This window comes from Pseudomonas sp. D1-1 (assembly GCF_051132225.1).
Lineage (GTDB): Bacteria > Pseudomonadota > Gammaproteobacteria > Pseudomonadales > Pseudomonadaceae > Aquipseudomonas.
Window position 1 is genome coordinate 3663275 of record NZ_CP071676.1, and the last position, 23777, is coordinate 3687051.

The 23777-nt window shown below is 63.2% G+C and carries 22 protein-coding genes; 5 read left to right on the forward strand and 17 right to left on the reverse strand.

Features of this window, described 5'->3' with window-relative positions; translation table 11 throughout:
* Window positions 1–144: 144 nt before the first annotated feature.
* The gene (sohB, locus tag J3P86_RS16380) at window positions 145–1176 is read right to left on the reverse strand and encodes a protease SohB (protein WP_434698438.1); all 1032 of its coding nucleotides are present in this window, start codon (window positions 1174–1176) and stop codon (window positions 145–147) included.
* Window positions 1177–1402: 226 nt separating this feature from the next.
* On the opposite strand from sohB, the gene J3P86_RS16385 reads away from it, so the two are divergent.
* The 3 genes from J3P86_RS16385 (at window position 1403) to J3P86_RS16395 (ending at window position 3497) form a co-directional block, all read left to right on the forward strand.
* On the forward strand, window positions 1403–2113 hold the full coding sequence (locus J3P86_RS16385) for a histidine phosphatase family protein (protein WP_434630134.1): 711 nt from the start codon (window positions 1403–1405) through the stop codon (window positions 2111–2113).
* A gap of 52 nt (window positions 2114–2165) precedes the next feature.
* A complete protein-coding gene (locus tag J3P86_RS16390) occupies window positions 2166–2483 on the forward strand; it encodes an SCP2 sterol-binding domain-containing protein (protein WP_434573401.1) in 318 nt (105 codons plus the stop codon).
* A 150-nt stretch (window positions 2484–2633) separates the two neighbouring features.
* On the forward strand, window positions 2634–3497 hold the full coding sequence (locus J3P86_RS16395) for a LysR family transcriptional regulator (RefSeq protein ID WP_434700652.1): 864 nt from the start codon (window positions 2634–2636) through the stop codon (window positions 3495–3497).
* Between the two features lie 142 nt (window positions 3498–3639).
* Here the strand turns inward: J3P86_RS16395 and J3P86_RS16400 are convergent, their stop codons facing one another.
* Window positions 3640–3867, reverse strand: a complete 228-nt coding sequence (locus J3P86_RS16400; protein ID WP_305500279.1) for a YdcH family protein — start codon at window positions 3865–3867, stop codon at window positions 3640–3642.
* 217 nt (window positions 3868–4084) lie between these two features.
* On the opposite strand from J3P86_RS16400, the gene J3P86_RS16405 reads away from it, so the two are divergent.
* Window positions 4085–4606 carry a DUF4142 domain-containing protein gene (locus J3P86_RS16405; RefSeq protein ID WP_434573397.1) on the forward strand — a complete coding sequence of 174 codons (522 nt, stop codon included), beginning with the start codon at window positions 4085–4087 and terminating at the stop codon, window positions 4604–4606.
* Window positions 4607–4657: 51 nt separating this feature from the next.
* Here J3P86_RS16405 and J3P86_RS16410 read toward each other — a convergent pair whose 3' ends face one another.
* From J3P86_RS16410 to J3P86_RS16480, 15 genes are all read right to left on the reverse strand, one after another.
* On the reverse strand, window positions 4658–4924 hold the full coding sequence (locus J3P86_RS16410) for a hypothetical protein (RefSeq protein WP_434573395.1): 267 nt from the start codon (window positions 4922–4924) through the stop codon (window positions 4658–4660).
* Between the two features lie 93 nt (window positions 4925–5017).
* Window positions 5018–7129 (reverse strand): ATP-binding protein, encoded by a 2112-nt coding sequence (locus J3P86_RS16415; RefSeq protein WP_434698439.1) that lies wholly within the window; start codon window positions 7127–7129, stop codon window positions 5018–5020.
* 164 nt (window positions 7130–7293) lie between these two features.
* The gene (locus J3P86_RS16420) at window positions 7294–10371 is read right to left on the reverse strand and encodes an error-prone DNA polymerase (RefSeq protein WP_434698440.1); all 3078 of its coding nucleotides are present in this window, start codon (window positions 10369–10371) and stop codon (window positions 7294–7296) included.
* Window positions 10368–11789, reverse strand: coding sequence for a Y-family DNA polymerase (locus J3P86_RS16425; protein ID WP_434698441.1), 1422 nt, complete (start codon window positions 11787–11789; stop codon window positions 10368–10370). Before J3P86_RS16425 ends, J3P86_RS16420 begins: the two co-directional genes overlap by 4 nt.
* A 7-nt stretch (window positions 11790–11796) precedes the next feature.
* Window positions 11797–12420 carry a translesion DNA synthesis-associated protein ImuA gene (imuA, locus tag J3P86_RS16430; RefSeq protein ID WP_434573376.1) on the reverse strand — a complete coding sequence of 208 codons (624 nt, stop codon included), beginning with the start codon at window positions 12418–12420 and terminating at the stop codon, window positions 11797–11799.
* Complete coding sequence (gene lexA, locus J3P86_RS16435) at window positions 12420–13037, reverse strand: transcriptional repressor LexA (protein ID WP_305500270.1); 618 nt, start codon at window positions 13035–13037, stop codon at window positions 12420–12422. The genes imuA and lexA overlap by 1 nt, the downstream gene beginning before the upstream one ends.
* A 403-nt stretch (window positions 13038–13440) precedes the next feature.
* A complete protein-coding gene (locus J3P86_RS16440; protein WP_434630124.1) occupies window positions 13441–13713 on the reverse strand; it encodes a DUF971 domain-containing protein in 273 nt (90 codons plus the stop codon).
* Complete coding sequence (locus J3P86_RS16445; protein ID WP_434630122.1) at window positions 13710–14672, reverse strand: HEAT repeat domain-containing protein; 963 nt, start codon at window positions 14670–14672, stop codon at window positions 13710–13712. The genes J3P86_RS16440 and J3P86_RS16445 overlap by 4 nt, the downstream gene beginning before the upstream one ends.
* On the reverse strand, window positions 14669–15517 hold the full coding sequence (locus tag J3P86_RS16450; protein WP_434698442.1) for an ABC transporter ATP-binding protein: 849 nt from the start codon (window positions 15515–15517) through the stop codon (window positions 14669–14671). The genes J3P86_RS16445 and J3P86_RS16450 overlap by 4 nt, the downstream gene beginning before the upstream one ends.
* Window positions 15517–16299 carry an ABC transporter permease gene (locus tag J3P86_RS16455; RefSeq protein WP_434630118.1) on the reverse strand — a complete coding sequence of 261 codons (783 nt, stop codon included), beginning with the start codon at window positions 16297–16299 and terminating at the stop codon, window positions 15517–15519. The genes J3P86_RS16450 and J3P86_RS16455 overlap by 1 nt, the downstream gene beginning before the upstream one ends.
* Before the next feature lie 140 nt (window positions 16300–16439).
* Complete coding sequence (locus tag J3P86_RS16460) at window positions 16440–17846, reverse strand: ABC transporter substrate-binding protein (protein WP_434630116.1); 1407 nt, start codon at window positions 17844–17846, stop codon at window positions 16440–16442.
* Between the two features lie 217 nt (window positions 17847–18063).
* Window positions 18064–18309, reverse strand: a complete 246-nt coding sequence (locus J3P86_RS16465) for a 4Fe-4S dicluster domain-containing protein (RefSeq protein WP_003180418.1) — start codon at window positions 18307–18309, stop codon at window positions 18064–18066.
* A gap of 24 nt (window positions 18310–18333) precedes the next feature.
* Window positions 18334–20073: a fumarate reductase/succinate dehydrogenase flavoprotein subunit gene (locus tag J3P86_RS16470; protein ID WP_434698443.1), complete on the reverse strand. Its 1740-nt coding sequence runs from the start codon at window positions 20071–20073 to the stop codon at window positions 18334–18336.
* The gene (locus J3P86_RS16475) at window positions 20070–20822 is read right to left on the reverse strand and encodes a GntR family transcriptional regulator (protein ID WP_434697410.1); all 753 of its coding nucleotides are present in this window, start codon (window positions 20820–20822) and stop codon (window positions 20070–20072) included. Before J3P86_RS16475 ends, J3P86_RS16470 begins: the two co-directional genes overlap by 4 nt.
* A 97-nt stretch (window positions 20823–20919) precedes the next feature.
* Window positions 20920–21804 (reverse strand): LysR family transcriptional regulator, encoded by an 885-nt coding sequence (locus tag J3P86_RS16480; RefSeq protein ID WP_434656987.1) that lies wholly within the window; start codon window positions 21802–21804, stop codon window positions 20920–20922.
* 129 nt (window positions 21805–21933) lie between these two features.
* Between J3P86_RS16480 and J3P86_RS16485 the strand changes: the two genes are divergently transcribed.
* A complete protein-coding gene (locus J3P86_RS16485) occupies window positions 21934–23577 on the forward strand; it encodes a GMC family oxidoreductase (RefSeq protein ID WP_434698444.1) in 1644 nt (547 codons plus the stop codon).
* Window positions 23578–23777: the final 200 nt, after the last annotated feature.

Below are 23777 nucleotides of genomic sequence, written 5' to 3' on the forward strand. Positions count from 1 at the left end.
TTTGTTGGTCTCGACTCGAAACCTCTGTGGGAGCGAGCCTGCTCGCGAAAGCGGTGGATCAGCTTGCATCCATGGCGAATGCACCGCCGTCTTCGCGAGCAGGCTCGCTCCCACAGGAGACAATGTTGGAGCGACTTCAGTGGACTACCAGAACCGCTGCTGCGTCAGGCGGCTCCACCAGTTCAGCAGCACCCGGTCCACCGAACCGCTGGCCGCCATGCCGATGCGCTCCTGCAGGCTTTTGCGTTCGGCATAGTGCAGGTGATAGAGCTCGGCACCCTTGGCCCGTTCGGCCAGGTATTCATCGCTGGTCTTGAGCTCGTCCACCAGGCGTTTCTCCAGCGCGGCGACACCGAGCCAGACCTCGCCGGTTGCCACTTCATCGATAGCCAGCTGCGGGCGGTAGTTGGACACGAAGTTCTTGAACAACTCATGGGTGATGTCCAGGTCTTCCTGGAATTTTTCCCGGCCCTTCTCGGTATTCTCACCAAACACCGTCAATGTGCGTTTGTACTCGCCGGCGGTCAGCACTTCGAAATCGATGTCGTGCTTCTTCAGCAGGCGATTGACGTTGGGCAATTGGGCCACGACGCCGATGGAGCCGAGGATCGCGAACGGGGCGCTGATGATCTTCTCGCCGATGCACGCCATCATGTAGCCGCCGCTGGCTGCAACCTTGTCGATGCACACCGTCAGCGGCACGCCGGCCTGACGGATCCGCGCCAGTTGCGACGAGGCCAGGCCGTAGCTGTGGACCATGCCGCCACCGCTTTCCAGGCGCAGGACCACTTCGTCCTTCGGGGTCGCCAGGGTCAGCAGCGCGGTAATTTCGTGACGCAGGCTCTCGGTGGCGGAAGCCTTGATATCGCCATCGAAGTCCAGCACGAATACCCGGGGCTTGGCCGCCGGTTTGTCTTTCTGTTTCTTCCCGGCTTTTTCAGCCTTGCCTTCGCTCTTGCGCAGTGCCTTGAGCTGGTCCTTGTCCAGCAGCGTCTGCTCCAGACGCTCACGCAAGCCCTTGTAGAAATCGTTGAGCTTGCTGACTTGCAACTGCCCGGCCGACTTGCGCCGTCCCTTGCTGCGCAACGCAGCAAAACTGGCCATGACCACCAGAATGGCGATCACCAGCGTCACCGTCTTGGCCAGAAAACCGGCGTATTCGACAAAAAACTCCACAGCGACTCCTTAAATGCAATGCGCCACTGAACGCAGGCGCGTAACGGTCCCAGCATACCCATGCGCCTGCCCCGCTGCCAGCCATGAAACCTGCTGTTACCGTAACGCGGGTGAGTCCGGACGGGCCTGTAACGGTCATTTCAAACGAGCGTATGTTTTTTCGTTGACAGCCCTCCGCCATCCTCATAACCTCGCCAAACCTTCAACGTACCGGGATGACGCGGACGTGGGCAGCATTTATCTGATACGACATGGCCAGGCCTCCTTTGGTGCGGATGACTACGATGTCCTTTCGCCCAATGGCATACGTCAGGCCCAAGTGCTCGGCGGCCACCTGGCGGAGCTCGGCGTCGTGTTCGATCGCTGCCTCTCGGGCGACCTGCGTCGCCAGCAGGACACCGCTATCGGCACGCTGGGCGCGATGTCCGCTGTCGGGCTGCCGGTTCCCGAGGTGGAAATCGACGCGGCGTTCAACGAATTCGATGCCGACGCGGTGATCCGCGCGCTGCTCCCGGACATGCTGCCCCAGGAGCCCGAAGCGCTGCATATCTTGCGCAACGCGGCGCAGAACCGCGGAGAGTTCCAGCGCATTTTTGCCTTGATCGTCGAACGCTGGCTCAGCGGCCAGTATGACCCGCCCGGGCTGGAGAGCTGGCTGGGTTTTGTCGAGCGGGTCCAGGCCGGCCTGCACCGCATCCTCGAAAAGGCCGACAAGACCCACAAGATCGCCGTGTTCACCTCCGGCGGGACCATCACCGCCCTGCTTCACCTGATCACCCAGATGCCTGCCCGGCAAGCTTTCGAGCTGAACTGGCAGATCGTCAACACCTCGCTCAACCAACTGAAATTCAGAGGCCGCGAGGTGGCCCTGGCTTCCTTCAACAGTCATGCGCATCTGCAACTGCTGAAGACCCCGGACCTCATCACCTTCCGCTGAGGCCGGATTACTTGCAGACCCTTGCTGTACCACTCAAATAAGGATCGAAACAATGACCTCCGTAGCCGACGCAGTAAAAGCCATGCAAGCCAAGTTCAACCCAGCCGCCGCTGCCGGCCTGGACCTGGTATTTGGTTTCAATATCACTGACGAAGACAAGCAGTACGCCCTGATCGTCAAGGATGGCACCTGCGATATCCAGGAAGGCGCGAACCCCGACGCCAACTGCACGCTGGTCCTGGATAGCCAAACCCTCAAGGACATCGTCAGCGGCGAAACCGACGGCATGCAAGCCTTCATGGGCGGCAAGCTGCGCGTTGAAGGCGACATGATGCTGTCGATGAAACTGTCCGAGCTGTTCCCGTCCTGAGATCGGGTCGCGCCCTGGCTGTAACCAGATCCCGCCCTTGTGGCGGGATTTTTGTTTTTCGCGAGCAGGCTCGCTCCCACAGGGATGTGGATGGTATCGGATAGCTGGGCCAGCTCTTACAATGCCCGCTCCACCCGCTTCGGCCCGACCATGGACATCGACCTCGCCCGTACCTTCCTGGAAATCGTCCGCCACGGCAGCCTCGCCGCTGCGGCGCAAAAACTGCACGTCACCCAGACGGCAATAACCGCCCGGGTCCAAAAGCTCGAAAGCCAGCTCGGCTGCGCGCTGTTCGTGCGTAACCGTGCCGGCGCGCGACTGACCGCCGATGGCGAAGCCTTCGTGGTCTACGCCAACCAGCTCGTACAGACGTGGGAGGCCGCCCGCCGGGACCTGCCGCTGCCCGAGGGTTATCGCAATGTCTTGCATCTCGGTGGCGAGGTCAGTTTGTGCAATCCCCTTATGCTTGCCTGGGCGGGGGAGCTGCGCCAGAAAATCCCCGGCCATGCCCTGCGCATGGACATCCGCGACGGTGAAAAACTCTTGCAGCAACTGGAGCTGGGTCTGCTGGATGCGGCGGTGGTCTATCAGCCTGAGTACTGGCCGCGATTGCAGGTGGAGCAGTTGCTGGAGGAAAAACTCATCCTGGTGCGCCTGGTCGCTCGCCCCGAGCCCTACGTGTACATCGACTGGAGCGCGGACTTCCGACGCCAGCACGACACGGCGCTTCCGGACAAGGCCAAGGCCGCCGCGACCTTCAATCTCGGTCCACTGGCGTTGCAATATATTCTGGAAAACGGCGGTAGCGGCTACTTCCGCACCCGGGTCGTGCAGAGCTACCTGGACAGCGGCATTCTGGAGCGGGTGCCCAAGGCGCCGGAGTTCAACTACCCGACCTACCTGGTGTATTCCAGGGACCGCGATTCGGCGGCATTGCAGCAGGCGTTCGAGGTGCTGCGGGGGATCGTCAAGGCTGGCAGCGACTGGTCCCAGCGTTGGGATCCGCTGGGCTGATGCCCGGTTATCTGTGGCGAGGGGATTTATCCCCGTTGGGCTGCGCAGCAGTCCCTCGCAACCTTCAAATGGGGCCGCTTCGCGACCCAACGGGGATAAATCCCCTCGCCATAACGGTTCCTAGCTGATCGCTATGCGCCTTCTATATCCGCGCGGCGATCTTGTCCTTGGTCTGCAAGCGTTCTTTCTTGAGTGTCTCCAAAGCAGGATCGGACAGCGTGACGGGCGGCTTCTCGGCATTCACGACCTCGGCGTCGATTCGCGCATATTTCTTGAGCAATTCGTCGAGCGTCGGATCCTCGCTACGCTTCTGCTGGATGTGGTCTTTTGTGCAATCAAGATCCTGGCAAAGATCATGGGACACCGGCATGGAGCACCTCCTTTGGTTGGTTCGGTGGCGAGTGCTTTTCATGGCACTGCCTGTCACCAGCATGGCCTTGCCGGTCGGCTTCTGTCGACCGCCAATCCGACCAGCGGTGACCGTTCGTCGTGCCGCGCCGCGCTCCGATCAAACCTTCGGCCCCTTCCCGCTCTCCATTGAACAGTGACCACAAGAACACTTGTACAACCTGTGTGGAGACTTACCTATGGACAGATTTACCCTGCGTCAACTCGGCCTGGCAGTTGCCTTGAGTACCAGCATGGGCATGGCATGGGCCGCGACGTCCAACGACTTTGTCGATAACGCGGCGGCCAATGGCATAGCGGAAATCGAAACCAGCAAGCTGGCGCTGCAAAAAAGCCAATCGGCGGACATCAAGGAGTTCGCCAACAAGATGATCACCGACCACACCAAAGCCAACGAAGAGCTGAAGGCGCTGGCGCAAAAACACGACATCGAAGTACCGGATGACACCACGCTGATGAAAAAGGCCAAGGCCAAGATTCTCGATGTGCGTGACGAGTCCTTCGATCCAGCCTTCGCCAACAACCAGGTGATGGCCCATGAAGAAACCATCGCTCTGTTCAAGAAGGAAGCCGAGACCGTCACCGACGACAAGAAGCCCGGCAATACCGAACTCAAGGCGTTTGCCCAGAAAATGCTGCCCGACCTGCAGCACCACTTGGAAATGGCCAAGAAGCTCCAGGCCGCGCATCCTAGTAAATAACTCAAAGCAATGCATGAAAAAGCCCGACTCTCGAGTCGGGCTTTTTGTTGGCTAGCTGTCGGCGGTATCGATGTCGGCGTCGGTCTTGTCGCCGGGGCCAGGTCGATCCGGCTCTGGCTTGAAGCCAGGGCTGTAGGTGTTGTCGTTGTCCTGGTGATGTTGTTTCTGATCGACCTCGCTGGCAGCGCTGTGAGCCTGGTGCGTTCCAGCCGGACCGGCGGGCGGGTTGCCCGGCGCTTGGGGATCGACGGCCGGATCGTTACGCGAAGACTGGGTCTGCGTCTGGCCTTGTTGCTGGGTATTTGCAGGATCGCTCATTGGACACCTCGTTCATGACAGGGCCGGTTCAATCGACGGCCTTGGTTATTCGAAGGTGGCAAGGCGGCTGGGTTCCATTCTTTTGCAGCATGCTCAGCCGCCCAGTACCGACCTGACCATCCGGGTCAGCGCATCCGGGCTATAGGGTTTGCTCAGCAGATGGGTGTCCGGGCTCAACTGATGATTGCGCGAGATGATGTCGCGGGTGTGCCCCGACGTGAACAACACTGGCACCGGCGGGGACTGGACCTTGGCCCAGGCGGCCAGGTCGGAACTCTTGATCAGCCCGGGCATGACCACGTCGGTGAAGATCAGGTCGACCGAGGTGCCCTCCAGCAACAGCTTCATGGCTTCGTCGCCATTCGCCGCGGTCAGGGTCCGATAACCCGACAGCTCGAGCAATTCCACCGAGGCTCCGCGCACGTCATCGTTGTCCTCGACCACCAGGACAGTTTCCTGCAAGCCCGGCTGATTCGTGCGGTGGTGCGTCTGCTCCTCCGACTCGGGCCTATGGCTGCGCGGGAAGTACATGTGCACCTGGGTGCCTTCTCCCGGATGACTGGAAATCTCGATATGGCCGCCGCTCTGCTTGACGAACCCGAACACCATGCTCAAGCCGAGTCCGGTACCGTGGCCGTCGGTCTTGGTGGTAAAGAACGGCTCGAAAACCTGTTTGAGGACTTCAGGCGCCATGCCCGCGCCACAATCGGTCACCGACAGCCGTACGTAATCGCCAGCCGCAACACCTTTACCGGCGCATGATGACTCATCCAGTGCGATGTTCTCGCCGATCAGGCAGATGGTCCCTTCGCCGCCCATGGCATCGCGGGCGTTGATCGCCAGGTTCAACAGGGCGTTTTCCAATTGGTTGCGGTCGACATGGATGCACCAAGGCTCATCCGGCAACGCCACGTCGATCCGGATGGTTTCCCCCAGTGCCCGTTGCAACAACTCGCCCAGGCCATCGTAGATGCGCCGGGGGTTGTAGACGGCCGGGGACAAGGGCTGGCGCCGGGCAAAAGCCAATAGTTGCGATGACAGCTTGGCGCCTCGCTCCACGGCTTCGATGGACGCCCCGACCCGCCGTTGCACGTTGGGATTGTCGGGTTCGTGGCGAGCCAGCAAATGCAGGTTTCCACCGATCACCTGGAGCAGATTGTTGAAGTCGTGGGCCACGCCCCCCGTAAGCCCGCCGATGGCCTCGAGCTTCTGCGATTGGCGCAACTGTTCTTCAGCCGCCAGCCGCGCCTGTACTTCATCGGCGACCCGTTGTTCCAGATCGCGGGTGAACTTGAGCAACGACGCTTCGGCAGTCTTGCGCTCATTGATGTCGATCAGCACACCGGGAAAACGCAGGGGCTTGCCCAACGCATCGAACTCGCAGCGGCCGCTGGCCAGCACCCAGAGGTATTCGTCCTCGCCACGGCGCACACGGTATTCAGCGCTGTAGGGCGCGCCCGTGCGCACCGTCAGGTCGACACGTTGCTCCACGTCGGCAAGATCATCCGGATGGATGCGCTGGCGAGCGATCTCGATGGGCAGTGCATCCAACGAACATTCGGGCGGATAGCCGAACGTACGGGCGAAACGCTCGTCGCCGGACAGGGTGTCGGCCGGGATATCCCAGACAAACGAGCCCAGCAACGGCCCGGCCGAAAGCGCCAACTGAATACGCTCGTTGACCGCACGGTAGCTGCGTTCCGCCTCTTGTCGGGCCCGCTCGCTGAGCACCAGTTCGGTGGTTTCCACGACGATCGCCAGGACGCCAGCCGGCGAATGATCATCGTCGGGCACCGGGCTGTAATAGAGGTCCATCCAGACGTCTTCGGGCTTGCCGTCGCGCAGCAATACCAGTTCCTTGCTGCGGTAGGACAAGGTGCCGCCAGCCAGGCACACGTCGAGTACATGGCGATTGAATTCAGCGACTTCCGGCCAACCCAGCTCCACCGCGCGCCCCAACAGGTACGGGTGACGGCCGCCGGCAAACTCGGCATAGGCATCGTTATAAATCATGAAGCCCTGGCGACCCCACAACATGACCATCGGCAAGGGCGAAGCCAGCATCAACTGGACAGCGCTGCGCAGGCTGGCGGACCAGTGCTCGATTGCGCCCAGATCGGTGCGACTCCAATCGTAGGCCCGGATACGTCGGGCCATCTCACCGTCCCAACCGGGACACCCGTTACTCTGGGATAAGAACTTCATGGAACGACTCTCACCTCAAACTACCAGCAGGGAAGCGGCATACCACAAGTCCCTTGTGCTAGTGCTTCGAGCGCGGGGTTGGCAATTGGTTCATGCAGAAGCCTTTGCGCCGGTCCTGTCTGGTCCGGGGACAGGGTGAACACTGTCGGCAAGGGTGTGGGTGTTCAGCGGAAATCGCGGCTGCGCACATTGATGCCCGCCAGCAATCCAGTCAGGTCGCTCAGGCGCCCGGCGATCAGGTGCCGGACCTCGCCGACACTCTCCCAGCGCCCGTCCACCCGAAGCAATTGCGAACCCACCAGAACCTTGCGTTGACGCTCGGCCAGGTCGCGCCAGACCACCACGTTGAGGTTGCCGAATTCATCTTCCAGAGTGACGAAGGTCACGCCGCTGGCCGTGCCCGGGCGCTGGCGGCCGGTGACCAGCCCGGCGACGCTGACGTTGCGACCGTGTTCCACCGCTTGCAATTCCCGCGAACTGCGGCAGCGCCGGGCGCGCAATTCGGGACGCAACAAGGCCAGCGGATGCGGCCCCAGCGTGGTGCCCAACGTGGCGTAGTCGGCGAACAGGTTCTCCCCCACCGTGGGCGTCGGCAAGACCACGGGCGGTTCCTCCTCGCTGGGCAAACCTGCGAACAGGCCCAGTTGTTTTTGCACCCCGGCAATTTCCCAGCGGGCACGGTGACGATCGCCGGCCATACCGCGTAACGCGCCGGCGTCGGCCAGTTGCTCCATGGCCCGGGCATCGAGTCGAGCCCGTTCGGCAAGGTCCGCCACATCGCTGAAAGGCCGCTGCCTGCGAGCCGTCTCGATACGGCGGGCATCGTCTTCACGAAAGCCCTTGATCAGGCGCAAGCCCATGCGGATCGCCGGCTGCCGACCCTCCAGGGGTTCGAGGCTGGATTCCCAGTCGCTGGCGCGCACGTCCGTCGCACGGATCTGCAAGTGATGCCGACGTGCATCCTGGAGGATCTGGTCCGGGCTATAGAAACCCATGGGCCAACTGTTGATCAGGGCGCAGGCGAACGCCGCCGGTTCGTGACATTTGAGCCAACTGCTGGCGTAGGTCAGCAAGGCGAAACTGGCGGCATGGGATTCCGGAAAGCCATAGTTGCCGAAGCCCTTGATCTGCTCGAAGATCTGCGCGGCGAACTCGGGCGTGTAGCCGTTGTTCTTCATACCTTCCGCCAGGCGCTCGCGATGCGGCTCAAGGCCGCCGTGGCGTTTCCACGCGGCCATCGAGCGACGCAACTGGTCCGCCTCGCCGGGCGTGTAGTCCGCCGCGACAATGGCGATCTGCATTACCTGTTCCTGGAACAACGGAATGCCCAAGGTGCGACCCAGTACTTTTTTCAGTTTTTCCGAAGGATAAGTGACGGGCTCTTCGCCATTTCGTCGCCGTAGATACGGATGCACCATGCCGCCCTGGATCGGTCCCGGCCGTACGATCGCCACCTCGATCACCAGGTCGTAATACTCCTTGGGCTTGAGCCGGGGCAACATCGCCATCTGCGCCCGGGATTCGATCTGGAACACGCCGATGGTGTCGGCGCGGCTGATCATCTCGAACGTCGCTCGATCGTCCTTGGGCAACGACGCCAATGTATGCCGCACACCCCGGTAATGCGCGATCAGGTCGAAACAGCGGCGGATCGCGCTGAGCATGCCCAGGGCGAGGATGTCCACCTTGAGCAAACCGACCGCATCGAGGTCGTCCTTGTCCCACTGGATAATGGTGCGCTCAGCCATCGCGGCGTTTTCCACCGGCACCAGAGTGTCCAGCGGTTGCTGGGAAATCACGAAACCGCCTGGGTGTTGGGACAGGTGCCGGGGGAAGCCGATCAGTTGCCGGGTCAGGCCCAGCACCCGGCGCAACACCGGGCTGTCCGGGTCGAAACCACCTTCGCGCAAGCGGTCCAGGGGCGGCGCTTCATCGCTCCAGCGCCCGCAGCAATCGGCCAGCGCATTGACCTGATCCGGCGGCAGGCCCAAGGCCTTGGCCACATCGCGCACCGCCCCGGCGCCGTGGTAACTGCTGACCACCGCCGTCAACGCCGCGCGATGCCGGCCGTAACGCTGGAACACATACTGCAAGACTTCTTCGCGGCGCTCGTGTTCGAAATCGACATCGATGTCCGGCGGCTCATTGCGCTCGCGGGACAGGAAGCGTTCGAACAACATGTCCGTCCGGCTCGGATCGATTTCGGTGATGCCCAGGGCGTAGCACACCGCCGAGTTGGCCGCCGAGCCTCGACCCTGGCAGAGAATGTGGCGGCTGCGGGCGAAACTGACGATGTCCTGCACGGTGAGGAAGTAGCTGTCGTAGCCCAGTTCGGCGATCAGCTTCAATTCCTTGTCGATCTGCAGGCGCACCTTGTCTGTCACGCCGTTCACCCAGCGCTCGCGCAGGCCGCGCTCGGTCAATTCCCGCAGCCAGGACGCCGGATCGTGGCCATCAGGCACCAGCTCGCGGGGGTATTCGTAGCGCAACTGGCCGAGGTCGAACGTACAACGCCGGGCGATCTTCAGGGTTTCATCGAGCAAGGCCCGCGGGTAGAGATCGGCCAGGGCCTGCAAGCTGCGCAGATGGCGTTCGCCGTTGGGGTGCAGGCGCTGGCCGGCCTCGGCCACGCTGACGTGGTGACGGATGGCGGTCATGGTGTCTTGCAAGGCACGCCGACCACGCACATGCATGTGCACATCCCCCGTGGCGATAGCGGGAAGGCCCAGGTGTCCGGCCAACGCGAGCAAGTCCGCCAGCCGCTGGCGATCGTCCTGGCCGCAATGCAACTGCACGGCCAGCCATAATCGCCTGTTGAAAACCTGTTGGAGCCAGCGCCCCTGCTCCTCGGGCGCCTTGCCTTCGGGGATCCACAGCGCCAGCAAACCCGGCAGAGGTTCGTCGAAGTCTTCCCGAACGATGCGATAATAGCCTTTCTCGCTACGCCGCCGGGCGCGGGTGATCAGCCGGCACAAGGTCTGGTAGCCCTCGAGGTTCTCCACCAGCAGCACCAGTTTCGGGCCGTCCTCGACCTGGATTTCGCTGCCGACAATCAGTTGCAGTCCAAGCTCCCTGGCCGCCTGCCAGGCCCGGACGATCCCGGCCAGGGTGCATTCATCGGTAATCGCCAGGGCCGCATAACCCTGCTCCTTGGCGCGGCGACACAATTCCAGGGCGCTGGAGGCGCCGCGCTGGAAACTGAAGTTCGACAGGCAATGCAGCTCGGCGTATTCGATGCTCATGCGAACCAACCCTGCAGCCACAACGGCCCGCCCTCGCCCACCGGTCGGTAGGCCCAGCCGCGTTGCCCGGCGCGGGTTTCGATCAGGTAATAATCGCGACGCACGTCGGCTCCGTCCCACCAGCCGGACTCGATGCGCTCCGGCCCCATGAGGATGCGCGCCTGGCCATCGGGTAACGCCTGGGGCTCGCCGAGCAGCCAGCCGGGACGCTGGACTTCCTCGCGCAGCGGGCATGCCTGTTGTCGCGGCTGGGGAGTCATCTGCCAGGCGCACTCGGGTCGATGATCGTCACCGAATCCCAGCCCCAGCACGGCGTCATCCCCCAGGCGCGCCCGCAGCCGTTCGCGCAGTTGTTCCCAGGGCAAGGACTGTTGAGGACGCTCGTCGAACAACTCCAGGCGCTGGGGCACGAAGCTCGGCAGGTTGTCGGCACACAAGCGAAATCCGCGCACTGGCGCCTCGACCTGTACCTGTTCAAGACGACCACGGGCCAGTTCGAACAGCATCGAAGGCTCTCGCTCGGCGCTGAGCAGGCCGACCTTGATCACCGTGTCCGGCAGACCGGCGTGTTCCAGATGCAAGTCGAAACGCTGCACACCGCTGTCGCGCCCACACAGGAAAGCCGACAGGTCACCGGTCAACCGGCGCAGCGGAAACAGCAGTGCCTGATGGGACTGCACGTCGTAATTGAGTTCGATGCGCACATCAAAACGGTCCGGAGGCAGGTAGAACGACAGCGCCAGGGTACGACTGCCCGTCAGCGCGTCGAGGTGCTTGAGCACATCGGCCTCGAAGCGCCGCGCCAGGGTGTGCCGAGGCAAGGCCCGGATCTGATCCAGGCGGCGCAGGCCCATGCGCGACAGTGCCGTGGCGACGTCGGCGGCCAGGCCGATGCGGTCCACCGGCATTTGCGCCAGGTACGCTTGCAAGGTTTCGCCATCGGGCACGACCAGGGCGTCATGGGCATTGGCCAACATCCGCGCCGCCACTGGGTTGGGGGCGGCGACGATGCGATGACGGAAACCCAGTTCAGTCAGCTCGGCCCGCAACCGAGCCTCGAACACCGGCCAGGGCCCGAACAGCCCCAGGCTCGATTCGATCTCGAACAGCACAGTGCGCGGGTAATGCACGCTGACCTGGGAACTGAAGCGGTAGGCCCAGGCCGCCAGGAATTGTTGCCAGTGCTCGATCTGCGCCGCGTCGTATTCGGCCGTGGCGAACCCTTTGTTCAGGGCCTGGGCGGCGGTCATGGTCTGGCCGGGCCGCAAGCCCAGGGCGCGCGCCGGCTCATTGACCGCTTGCAACACCCGGCGCTGGGCCGGACCGGTCAACAGCGCCAGGGGCTCGTCGGGATCGGGGCGCTGGCGCAGCGCGGCGTCCAGCGCCAATTGCGGGAAGAGGATACAGACCCAGCGCATTGCAACCTCAATGCCCCGTGTGCGTGGTGAACGCAATCGGCGCCGAACGGGCCAGGCCACCCCGGGACTTGAGCACCCGCAATTGTGCGGGGCGAGCATCGATGGCGATGCGCAAGGCCGCCGGGGATGGGTTGATCGCTTCCTGGATCGAGCGCCAGGCGAACGCCAGGGTCTGGCCGGTTTCCGCCGCGACCTGCAGGCGGCGCAAGGCCCGATCATCCGCTTGGCGGGGCCAGCACAGCACCGCGCCGCAACTGCCCGAACGCAGGCATTGCTCAGTGGCCCACAAGGCATCTCGTGGGTCGGCCTGGATGATCGACAACTGGCGCAGGTCCACCCCGGCATTTCGCCAGGCCTGGGGATAGGGCACGAACGGCGGCGCCACCAGCACGATGCGCTCCCCCGCCGCCGACAGCCGCGCCAGGGTCGGCCACACCAGTTGCAACTCGCCCACGCCCGGCGCGCCGATGAGGATTTCCGTCAACGCCGCGTCCGGCCAGCCACCACTGGGCAATGCCGCGTCCAATGCAGCATGACCGGTGGGCTGCGGGCTGGCGGCCGGCGGCGCAGGCCGGCCCCTCCAGACCTGGCCGCCATTGAACAGCGTGTCCAGCGCAACGACGGCGCCCATCAGCCTTGTCTCACCAGGCCACAGAACACGCCTTCGATCGCCAGGTCCTGGTCGGCTTCGACGATGATCGGCTGGTAGGCCGGGTTGCGTGGCAACAGGCGCACGCGCTCGCCGACTCGCTCGAAGCGCTTGATGGTCACTTCACCGTCCAGGCGTGCCACGACGATCTGCCCGTTGGCGGCCTGGGGCGTACGTTGTACACCGACCAGATCGCCATCGAGGATACCGTCCTCGATCATCGAATCGCCCTGGACCCGCAACAGGTAATCCGGCGCCTTGGTGAAAATCGCCGGGTCCAGCAACAAGCGGCTGTGGACCTCGGCATCGGCGCCAATCGGCAGGCCGGCGGCCACCCGACCCAACACCGGCACGTCCAGCAGCTCGGGGCGCGGCGGCTGGTTCAACAGCCGGATGCCTCGGGCCTGGTGCGGATTGACTTCGATGAAACCGGCTTCGGTCAGCGCCAGCACATGCTTGCGCGCCACGCTGCGGGAGGCAAAACCGAACGCCTCGCTGATTTCAGCGAGGCTGGGAGGCTGGCCCTGCTCGGCGATGCGTTCGCGGATGAAGGTCAGGATGGCGGTACGGCGGGGAGTGAGAGTCGTCATGGAGTACATTTGTACTCCTGTCGGTTTTGCCTGACAAGCGCCGCCAGTCAGTTCATGGGGTGGCCTTGTTGGGGTGTATATCCATTTTTTTGGTAACGGCCGCGTATGGTTCCGCCCTTACGGCGGGTCACTTTTATGAAGCGTAAAAGTAACCAAAACGCTTTTGCCCCACCACTCGGCACCTCGCCTGGGCTCGGAGTGAGGGCATGCCGAGCCTTAGCGAGGCACCAAGTGGTGGGGCAGAGCGTTTTGGTTACTTTTGGCGCTCTTCTAAAAGTGACCCGCTGTAAGAGCGGAACCATACGCGGCCGTTACCAAAAAATGGAATATGTACCCAATCAGACCGCCTTCGCGAGCAGGCTCGCTCCCACAACGAATCTCCTACAAAAAATCTGTGAACAGTTGGATTCAACTAAAAACCCGCCAGATAAGCCCAGGGAAAAATCCCCCGCTGATGCCCATCACTGAACACCAGCTGAACCCCATACCCCTGGGCATTGACCTCAACCACACGCACCCGGGCATCGACCTGAACCGTCAACCCTTGCAGGCGAAACGCCCGGCATTGGGAACATGGACATTGCCTGCGTAGCTCGACATGGTCCAGCCGTTGCTCGCGACCATCGGGCCAACTCAGCCGCAATTGGCCCTTGTCCCGGGAATTGCCGATCGTCAACGGACTCATTGCAACTGGCCCAAGGCGATGCGCACGGCCTTGCGCACTTCAGGGTCGCCATCGTCCCGGGCTGCCTGCAAGGCGGGGATCGCTCCCGGATCGTCCAACTCGCCCAACGCCAACGCCGCTTCCTTGCGCAGATTGCTGATTCGATGGCCCAGGGTTTCGATCAGTGCCGGCAATGCCTGGACATAACGCAAGCGGCCAAGACTGCGGGTGGCGCGCAGGCGCACTTGCCAGTAATCATCATCCAGGGCATCGATCAGGGCCGGGCCGGCGTCGGCGTGACCCACTTTGCCCAGCGTGGTGGCGGCCTCTTCACGCACCGTCCAGGCCGGGTCGCGCAGGGCCTGGCGCAGCGCCGGCAAGACTTGCGCATCCGCAGCCAGGCCCAGGGCGCCGGTGGCCGCGCGGCGCACTTCGCTGTCCGGGTCGGCGCTGGCGAGCCGGGCCAGGGCCGGCAGAGCCTCAAGCTGCTTGAGCCAGCCCAGCACGCCAACCGCCTCGCGACGCACGCCGGCATCGGCGTCGACCAGGGCCGCGATCGCAGCCGGTGCGGCAGCGCCCAGGCGCAACTCGCGCAAGGCCCGGAACGCAGCGATGCGCACGCTGGCATCCGCGTGGGTGGTCCAAGGCAATATCACCTCCCCCGCCGCCTCGCTCTTGAGCAGGCTCAGGCTCTGGGCAGCCGCGGCCTGCACGGTCGGGGCGGTATCGGTCAGGGCCTGGCACAGGGCCGCGACCACCGGCGCGTCCTCCCAGGCTTCGAGCAAGCGCGCGGCTTCGGCCCGCACCTCGGCGCTGGGATCCCGGGCCAGACGGTCGACAAGCCACAGCAGGCCTTCGGGTTCTTCCAGGTCAGCCAGTTCGATCAGGGCGATGCGGCGCACCCCGGCGTCGTCGTCCGTCAGGCGTGGTTGCAGGGCAAGAATGTCATCGTTATCGGTGTTTTCGAATAGAGAAGTCATAGGGCAAATCGCGGCAAGGAGGTTTCAGGAGGAAGCCCGAGGGGATTGAGGCGCGGCAATTGCCGGCCATCTTCATGGCGCAGCAGCTCGAGGCAATAGCGTTTCAATCGGGAAAATTCAGGGCGGGTGACCAGGTCGGTGGTTCGTGGCCGCGGGAAATCCAGGCGCAGGTCCTCGATGATCCGGCCCGGGCGCGGGCTCATCACCAGCAAGCGATCAGCGAGGAATAACGCCTCGTCGATGTCGTGAGTGACGAAGACAACGGTGGTGCGGATGCGCGTCCAGATGCCCAGCAGCAGCTCCTGCATGTTCAACCGGGTCAATGCATCCAGCGCGCCGAAGGGTTCGTCCATCAGCAACAAACGCGGGCGGTTGACCAGCACCCGGGCGATCTCCACCCGTTGCTGCATGCCGCCGGACAGTTGGTCCGGCCAGTGCCCGGCGAAACCTTCCAGGCCCACCAGGGCAAGGATTTCATCGGCAGCCCGGTATCGTTCAAGCTTGCCCTGGCCGCGCATCTTCAAGCCGAAAGCGACGTTGTCGCGCACACTGCGCCACGGAAACAGGGTGTGCTGCTGGAACACCATGCCGCGCTGGGGCGACGGGCCGGCCACCGGCAGCGCATCGACATTCAGCGTGCCGGCACTGGGTTGCAGGTGCCCGGCAAGCGCGCCGAGCAACGTCGATTTGCCGCAGCCGGACGGCCCGAGGATGCAGACGAACTGGCCGGCCTCGATCTGGCAATCCAGCCCCTGCACTGCTTCGAAGGCCTGGGCACCCTGGCCCAGGACAATGGATAACTGGCGGATATCGATCCGCCCTTCAGGGGTTTGTATTGCGCTCATCAGGCTTTTCCTCGGGGTCGGTGCCAAGGCGTGAACAGCCCGCCCAGGCGCTTGATCAACAAACTGCTGCCCATGCCCAGCACGCCGATCAGCAACATGCCGACGACAATGTCGGGGTAGTTCTGCACGGTGTAGGACGCCCAGGTGTAGTAGCCGATGCCGTACTGGCCGGCGATCATTTCCGCCGTCACCAGGCAGAACCAGGACGTGCCCATGCCGATGGCGAGGCCGGTGATGATGCTCGGCGCCGCGCCCGGCAGGATCACCTCCAGCAGGATCGCCCGGCGCCCTGCCCCCAGGCTTTTCGCAGATGCGACCAGGCGCCGGTCCACCCCTTCGACGCCGTGCACGGTGTTGAGCAGGATCGGGAACAGCGCACCGGTGAAGGTGATGAACACCATCGACAGTTCCGACGAGGGAAACATCAGGATCGCCAGCGGAATCCAGGCCACCGCCGGAATCGGCCGCAGCACTTCCAGCGGTGGCAGCAACAGGTCCTCGGCCCACCGGGAACGGCCGATGGCCAGGCCCAGCGCCACGCCCACCAGCAACGCCGCGCCATACCCGGCGAAGACCCGGCCCAGGCTGCTGCCCAAGTGCCGAACGAGATTGCCCGACTCGCCCAGGCCGAGCGCGGCCTCGATCACTGCCAGCGGGGCCGGGACGTTGGCGAAGGTCACCAGGCCGAGGTCCCAGTGGCCGTTGGCGGCGAGCTGCCAGAACAGCAGGCAGAGCCACAAGGAAGCGGCTCGCAGGAGCCAGCGTTTGGGTGATGGGTACACTGATTTCCCCTCAGTTATGGAGATCCCTTGTGGGAGCGAGCCTGCTCGCGAAGCCGCTGTATCAATCAAATCAATTTCAACTGATCTGACGCCTTCGCGAGCAGGCTCGCTCCCACAGGTTTGCTTTCGGTCGAGTCAGGTCAGCGGGCGGCGACTGCCTGGGTGGTGGCTTCGGTAAAATCCAGGACCTTGCCGCCCTCGGCCGTGGCAAATTGCTCAGCCTGCCCTTTCAACAGGAACGCGCTGAGTTGGCCCTTGGCATCGCTGGCGAACCACGCCTGCTCGGCCAGCAGCTTGATTCCGCTGTCGCTGGCCTGGGCGTAGACGGCGCGGATGCCCTTGCCTTCCTGTTTGAGATTCGCCAGCGCGGTGAAGGCCGATTGCGCCGAGGCGTAATGGCGCACTGTCGGCTCGCCGCGTACCCAGATCTGCGCCACATGGCGGGGATCGGTGATGGGCTGGCCGGTCAAGGCATCGGGGTTGCCAAGGGGCGTCTGGGCGTAGTTGCCCAGTTGCGCGGCGTAATCGAGGTTCGACGCCTTGAACGCGGCGCGGATGTACTGATCGTCGATGAAGGTGTTGAGGTCCAGGCCGCGATCAGCCTTCTTCAGCAATTTGAGGGTGTCGATCGCGGTGCCGACGGCTTGCCGGTATTCGGGTTTCCAGGTCAGGTCGCGAGTCTGTACGCCCAGCGGCCCGTGGAACAGGTAATTGACCTCGGCATCCACCCCGGTGACCTTGGCGATCAGCTCGCTGTATTTCTCAGGCTCGGCGGCCAGCAATTGATTGGCCTCGATGGTCGCGCGCAAATAAGCGACGACGATTTCCGGGTACTTTCTGGCATAGGCCTGGTCCACCAGCGCGCCGTGGAAAGTCGGCGTCCTGGCCTGGGCACCGTCGTAGATCTTGCGGGCGAAACCGCGGCTGGGGAACAGTTCGGCGAACGGTACGAAATCGGCATGGGCGTCGATCTTGCCAGCTTGCAGCGCCGAGCCGGCGACCTCCGGCGGCTGGGCGATGATGTTCACGTCCTTGAGCGGATCCCAGCCCTGGGCCGCGACGGCTCGCAGCAACATGCCATGGGCGGTGGAAGCAAACGGCACGGAAATCGTCTTGCCCTTGAGCTCGGCGAGGGACTGCACGCCCGAGGCGCTGGGCACGACAATGCCGTTGCCGCTGCCCTGGGTGCTGCCCGACAACACGCTGATGAACAGGCTGTGCTTGCCGGCGGTCTCGAACGCCACGCCGTTGAAAGCCCCGGGGAAGTCGGCCATGGCGCCGAAGTCGAGTTTGCCAGCAACCATCTCGTTGGTCAGCGGCGCGCCGCTGGTGAAGTTTTTCCACTGGATGTCGTACTCGGCGTCCTTGTACGCGCCGTCGTGGGGCAGGTATTTGTCCAGCAGGCCGAGCTCGCGGATCAGCAACCCGCCAGCGGCGCAGTTGATGGTGGTGTCCTGGGTGCCGATGGCAATGCGGATGGTTTCTGCCTGGGCAGGCAAGGTCAATGAAGCCAGTACCAGACCGGCCAGCGCTGCACGCAATAACATGGGTGTGTCCCCTCGAATCATTGATTGGATGTTCGTCTCCGCCACGATCAGGGCGCGGTGGGAAACGAGGGGTGTTCCGGTTTTAGCGTCCGGAGTGGCCGGATGGCTTTTTTTGGGGGCTATGGTGGCCTCTTCGCGAGCAGGCTCGCTCCCACATCGGACCGAGTCGCCGCTGAAAAACTGTGGGAGCGAGCCTGCTCGCGAGGCGTCTACTCAGTCACCGCAACAGATACGGAATCTCCACTTTCACCGCCCCCGTCGGGCAGTCCTTTTCACAGGGCATGCAATACCAGCATTCATCGAACGCCATGTAGGCCTTCTGGGTGGCCGGGTTGATCGCCAACAGGTCCATCGGGCAGACATCGACGCAGACCGTGCAGCCCTTGTGGGCGATGCATTTGTCCTCGTCCACGGTGACAGGGGCATTGGAGCGGAAGAAGATTTCCTGGGGTTGATAGGCCATGGGCATTCTCTCTTGGTGTAGGGCTCACGCCGCGTCGGCACCGAGCCGAAGCCGGTCGTAGGCCTGCAGTTCGTCGGCATCGAGGGCGATGATGTAGGGCTCGACGGCTTTCTTGAACGAGGTCATCGCGCCGTCCTCGCCTTTCTTCAAATGGCAATGGCAGAACCAGTCGCTGTCGTTGCGTTGCGGATGATCGACCCGGTAGTGGTACAACCCCCAACGGCTTTCGGCGCGAAACAGCGAGGCGCGAGCGGCCATCTCGGCGCAATCGCGGATCACGCTGACTTCCATGGCGCGCATCAATTCGTGGGCGTTGTGGGCCTTGAGCTGATCAAGGTCGCGCTGGATATCGCTGAAGCGTTGCAGGCCGATCTGCATTTTTTTGCTGACCTTCGGCGGTTGCAGGTAATCGTTGACGAAGCGGCGCAGCTTGTATTCCACCTGGGCCGGCGGCAGGCCATGCGCACGGTCGAGCGGCGCGTAGACGCGGTTTTGCTCCTGCTCGATCTGCTGAGCATCCAGTGCCGAAAAGTCCTTGCCAGCGACAAAGTCCGCCGCGTTCTGGCCGGCAAACCAGCCGTAGGTGAACGCGCCGAGCATGTAGTTGTGCGGCACTGCCGCCATGTCGCCCGCCGAGTACAAACCCTTGACCGAGGTCTCGGCCCGCTCGTTGACCCACACTCCAGAAGCCGAATGACCGCTGCAGAAGCCGATCTCGGAAATGTGCATCTCCACCATCTGCGTGCGGTAATCGGTGCCCCGGTTGGCGTGGAACTGCCCGCGACTGGGGCGCTCGTTGCTGTGCAGGATTTCCTCGATGTTCTGGATGGTTTCCTCGGCCAGGTGATCGAGCTTGAGGAACACCGGACCGTTGCCGCCTTCGAGCTCCTGGTGGAACTCCCACATCATCTGCCCGCTCCAGTAGTCGCATTCGATAAAGCGCTCGCCCTTGTTGTTGGCGGTGTAGCCGCCCAGCGGGCCGGTGACGTAGGCGCACGCCGGGCCGTTGTAATCCTTGATCAACGGGTTGATCTGGAAGCACTCCAGGTTCGCCAGCTCGGCCCCGGCGTGATAGGCCATCGCATAACCGTCGCCGGCATTGGTCGGGTTCTCATAGGTGCCCATCAGGTAGCCGGAGGCCGGCAACCCCAGGCGCCCCGCCGCGCCGCAGCAGAGGATGACGGCCTTGGCCTTGATCACATGGAAGTCGGCGGTGCGGCAGTCAAAACCCATCACACCGTTCACCGCGCCCTCCCCGTCGGTCAGCAACCGGGTGCAGACCAGCCGGTTGGTGATGCTGACTCGCGCCCGTTTCAACTGGCGATAGAGGACTTTCTTGATGTCGTGACCTTCCGGCATCGGCAGCACATAAGCGCCCATGTGGTGAACCTTTTTCACCGCGTAATCGCCTGTTTCGTCCTTCTCGAACTTCACGCCCCAGCGGTCCAGTTGCTCGATCGTTTCGAAGCTGTGGGTGGCGTAGGCGTACACCGCCGCCTGGTTGACGATGCCGTCGTTGGCGATGGTGATTTCCTTGGTGTACTGCTCGGGCGTCGAATGGCCCGGGATAATCGCGTTGTTGAGCCCGTCCATGCCCATGCTGATGGCGCCGCTGCGCTTGACATTGGCCTTGTCGACCAGCAACACGCGCAGGTCGCGGTTGCGCTCCTTGGCCTTGATCGCCGCCATGGGGCCGGCGGTGCCGCCGCCGATGACGACGATGTCATATTCCTGTTCGAGGATATTCCTGGAGCTCTGGGTCATGCCTGCGTCCCTTTTTGCCGGTCGATCCGCAAGCGATACTGGAAGGCATCGCCACGGTAGTAGAGGTATTCGAAGTCCAGCGGCTCGCCGCCGGCGTCATGGGTCAGCCGTTCGATGCGCATGACCGGCGAGCCGGGCTCGACGTCGAGTGCCTGGCACAAGTCGCTGTCGGCCAGCACCGCATCGATGGCAAGGTCGGCGTGACCGAGGGCCAGGCCACAATCGTTTTCGAGGATCAGGAAGATGTCGCGGGTCACCAGGTCGGCTTTTTCCAGGCGCTCGCCGAGGGCCTTGGGCAGGTAGGTGATTTCCAGGGAAACCGGCTCGCGGTTGATCAGCCGCACCCGCTTGATCTGCGTAACCACGTCGCCTTCCGCCAGTTTCAGGCGCTCGGCCACCGACTTGTCCGCCGGGATGAACTTGAAACTGCGCAGGCGGTTGATCACCTCGTAGCCACGACCGGTCATGGACTCGGCCAGGCCCTGCAGCGTGCTGACGTTCTGGAAGGTCTTGGGTTTGGCGACGAACGTGCCTTTGCCGTGGATCTTGAAAATCAGCCCTTCCTTTTGCAGATCGCCCAAGGCCTGGCGCACGGTGATGCGGCTGACGCGAAACAGCGCGCCCAGCTCGCTTTCCGAAGGCATCTGGCTGCCTTGCGGGTATTCACCGTCAAGAATGCGCGCGCGCAGCACGTCGCGCAGTTGGGTGTGCAGCGGCACGCTGCTGAGGGAAAGAAGGTTGTCGGGCATGGGTCGCAAGTCACTTGTCATAACGAGTTATGACGTGATCTTAGGGAAAGCACTCGATGCTTGAGAAATACCGTTTGGACATAACCTTAGAGCCGGGTCAGGGCAACAGCAGCCCTTGCTCGCGCTCGCACAACTGCACCACGTAATCCCACAACACCCGCAACCGGACGGACTTGTGCAGCTCCCGGCGGGTGCTGATCCAATAACTGCGGCGGATGGTTTCGTCCGGCAGCAGCGGCACCAGGGTCGGGTCGCTGCTGGCCATGTAGCACGGGAGCACGGCGATCCCCAGGCCCGAGCGCGCGGCCTGTTGCTGGGCAATGACGCTGGTGCTGTGGAACACCACGCGAGGGTTTCGGCAAAAGCTGTTGAGGAACATCAGCTCCTGGCTGAACAGCAGGTCATCGACGTAGCCGATCCAGGCATGGCGGGCCAGATCCTCGCGACTGCGTAACGATGGCGAACGGTCCAGGTAAGCCTGGCTGGCGTAGAGCGCCAGGCTGTAGTCGGTGAGCTTGCGCGTCACCAGCAGGTCGGCCGCCGGGCGTTCGAGGTGAATGCTGATTTCCGCCTCGCGGTTGAGGATGCTGACAAATCGCGGCACGGCCACCAGTTCCACTTCAAGCCCCGGATAGCGCTGGAACAAGCCGTCCATGCGACTGGCGAGGAACATGATGCCCAGCCCTTCCGTCACGCCGAGGCGGATCTTGCCCAGCGGCGCGCTGGATTGGGTGATGTCTTCCTGGGCCAGCAACGCGACATTCTCCATGGCCTCGGCATGCTTGAGCAGCGCTTCGCCTGCCGGGGTCAATTCATACCCTTGGGCGTGCTGGACGAACAACGCAGTGCCGAGGCTTTTCTCGATCGCCTCGATGTGCCGCGCCACCGTGGCATGGGTGGTGTTGAGCCGTCGCGCGGCCGTCAGCAGGCGGCCGCTGCGTTGCAGTTCGAGGAAATAGCGCAGGTCATTCCAGTCGAACATGAGCCATCCTTGAATCGCCTGAAGTCATGGCTGTTCATAAACGCACAGCCGCTGCGCAAAAACTAACATTCTTTTGACGAAAACTAACAACTAGGATGAGTCCCACAAGAACAAAAAATGAGGTCGCGAATGCAACCTGTCGTCGATGAATACGATTACGTGATCGTGGGCGCCGGCCCTGCCGGCTGCCTGCTGGCGAACCGGCTTTCGGCCAATCCGCAACACCGCGTGCTGCTGCTCGAAGCCGGCGGGCGGGACAATTATCCGTGGATCCACATCCCGGTCGGCTACCTGTTCTGCATCGGTAACCCACGCACCGACTGGTGCTTCAAGACCGAAGCGCAACCCGGCCTGCAAGGGCGCGCCTTGAGTTATCCGCGCGGCAAGGTGTTGGGCGGCTGTTCGTCCATCAACGGCATGATCTACATGCGTGGCCAGGCGGCGGACTACGACGGCTGGGCCGCCGAAGGCAATGTCGGCTGGGGCTGGAAGGATGTGTTGCCGCTGTTCCGGCAGAGCGAAAATCACTTCGCGGGGGATTCCGAGCTTCACGGCGCAGCCGGGGAATGGCGAGTCGAACGCCAGCGCCTGTCATGGCCGATTCTCGATGCCTTCCGCACCGCCGCCGAACAGAGCGGCATCCCCAGCGTCGAGGATTTCAACGGTGGCGACAATGAAGGTTGCGGCTACTTCCAGGTCAACCAGAAAGCCGGGGTGCGCTGGAACGCGGCCAAGGCCTTCCTCAAACCGATTGGCAATCGCCCCAACCTGACGGTGCTGACCGACGTCGAGGTTGATCGGGTGTTGCTGCGTGACAACCGCGCCGACGCCGTCAGCGCCCGCTGGCAGGGCAAGAACATGAGCTTCAGGGCGCGCAAGGAAATCGTCCTGTGCGCCGGCGCCGTCGGCTCGCCGGGCATCTTGCAGCGCTCCGGGATCGGCCCGCGCAACCTGTTGCAGCGTCTGGGCATCGGCGTGCTGCATGAACTGCCCGGCGTCGGTGGCAACTTGCAGGACCACTTGCAACTGCGGCTGATCTATCAGCTGGAAAACGCCCGCACCCTGAACCAGATCGCCGGCACCCTGTGGGGCAAGATGGGCATGGGCCTGCGTTACCTGTACGACCGCAGTGGCCCGCTGTCCATGGCCCCCAGCCAACTCGGCGCGTTCGCCCGCTCGGGGCCGGAACAGGCCTCCGCCAACCTCGAATACCACGTACAACCGTTGTCCCTGGAACGTTTCGGCGAACCGCTGCACAGCTTCTCGGCGTTCACCGCGTCGGTGTGTGACCTGCGCCCGATGAGCCGTGGTCGCGTGGACATCCGCTCGGCCGATCCTCATGAGGCGCCGTCGATCCAACCCAATTACCTGAGCCATCCCGAGGACCTGCGGGTCGCCGCCGACGCCATCCGCCTGACTCGACGGATCGTCGCCGCGCCAGCCCTGAGTGCTTTCAAACCGGTGGAATACCTGCCAGGCCCAAGCCTGCAGACCGAGGAAGAACTGCACCAGGCCGCCGCCCGCATCGGCACGACAATTTTTCATCCGGTGGGCACCTGTCGCATGGGCCAGGACGGCGATGCGGTGGTCGATGCGCAACTGCGCGTCCACGGCATCAAGGGCCTGCGCATCGCCGACGCCTCGATCATGCCGCGCATCACCTCCGGCAACACCTGCTCGCCGACACTGATGATCGCCGAGAAGGCCGCGCGGATGATGCTTGAGCCGGCCACCGTGGGCGCTACGCTGCAGAAGGAGCCTGCCACGGTCTGAAATCGCCAAGTCTCTCTGTGGGAGCGAGCCTGCTCGCGAAGGCGTTATGTCAGTTGAACAATATTGACTGATACACCGCCTTCGCGAGCAGGCTCGCTCCCACAGGTTGAAAGGAGTGTGATCCAAGGAAGTGTGACAAATCAGGAGACGCCCCAACCCGGCGTCGACAGTGGAACAACAAAAACAATCACTGTGAGGGA

Excerpts from the sequence above, each read along its gene's own strand:
- J3P86_RS16450 (WP_434698442.1), bottom strand. The coding sequence starts at position 15,517 with ATGAGCGCAATACAAACCCCTGAAGGGCGGATCGATATCCGCCAGTTA.
- J3P86_RS16445 (WP_434630122.1), bottom strand. The coding sequence starts at position 14,672 with ATGACTTCTCTATTCGAAAACACCGATAACGATGACATTCTTGCCCTG.
- J3P86_RS16460 (WP_434630116.1), bottom strand. The coding sequence starts at position 17,846 with ATGTTATTGCGTGCAGCGCTGGCCGGTCTGGTACTGGCTTCATTGACC.
- J3P86_RS16425 (WP_434698441.1), bottom strand. The coding sequence starts at position 11,789 with ATGCGCTGGGTCTGTATCCTCTTCCCGCAATTGGCGCTGGACGCCGCG.
- J3P86_RS16480 (WP_434656987.1), bottom strand. The coding sequence starts at position 21,804 with ATGTTCGACTGGAATGACCTGCGCTATTTCCTCGAACTGCAACGCAGC.
- J3P86_RS16420 (WP_434698440.1), bottom strand. The coding sequence starts at position 10,371 with ATGAGCATCGAATACGCCGAGCTGCATTGCCTGTCGAACTTCAGTTTC.
- J3P86_RS16405 (WP_434573397.1), top strand. The coding sequence starts at position 4,085 with ATGGACAGATTTACCCTGCGTCAACTCGGCCTGGCAGTTGCCTTGAGT.
- J3P86_RS16440 (WP_434630124.1), bottom strand. The coding sequence starts at position 13,713 with ATGAGTCCGTTGACGATCGGCAATTCCCGGGACAAGGGCCAATTGCGG.
- J3P86_RS16390 (WP_434573401.1), top strand. The coding sequence starts at position 2,166 with ATGACCTCCGTAGCCGACGCAGTAAAAGCCATGCAAGCCAAGTTCAAC.
- J3P86_RS16395 (WP_434700652.1), top strand. The coding sequence starts at position 2,634 with ATGGACATCGACCTCGCCCGTACCTTCCTGGAAATCGTCCGCCACGGC.
- J3P86_RS16475 (WP_434697410.1), bottom strand. The coding sequence starts at position 20,822 with ATGCCCGACAACCTTCTTTCCCTCAGCAGCGTGCCGCTGCACACCCAA.
- J3P86_RS16410 (WP_434573395.1), bottom strand. The coding sequence starts at position 4,924 with ATGAGCGATCCTGCAAATACCCAGCAACAAGGCCAGACGCAGACCCAG.
- J3P86_RS16400 (WP_305500279.1), bottom strand. The coding sequence starts at position 3,867 with ATGCCGGTGTCCCATGATCTTTGCCAGGATCTTGATTGCACAAAAGAC.
- J3P86_RS16465 (WP_003180418.1), bottom strand. The coding sequence starts at position 18,309 with ATGGCCTATCAACCCCAGGAAATCTTCTTCCGCTCCAATGCCCCTGTC.
- J3P86_RS16470 (WP_434698443.1), bottom strand. The coding sequence starts at position 20,073 with ATGACCCAGAGCTCCAGGAATATCCTCGAACAGGAATATGACATCGTC.
- imuA (WP_434573376.1), bottom strand. The coding sequence starts at position 12,420 with ATGGGCGCCGTCGTTGCGCTGGACACGCTGTTCAATGGCGGCCAGGTC.
- J3P86_RS16485 (WP_434698444.1), top strand. The coding sequence starts at position 21,934 with ATGCAACCTGTCGTCGATGAATACGATTACGTGATCGTGGGCGCCGGC.
- J3P86_RS16415 (WP_434698439.1), bottom strand. The coding sequence starts at position 7,129 with ATGAAGTTCTTATCCCAGAGTAACGGGTGTCCCGGTTGGGACGGTGAG.
- lexA (WP_305500270.1), bottom strand. The coding sequence starts at position 13,037 with ATGTACTCCATGACGACTCTCACTCCCCGCCGTACCGCCATCCTGACC.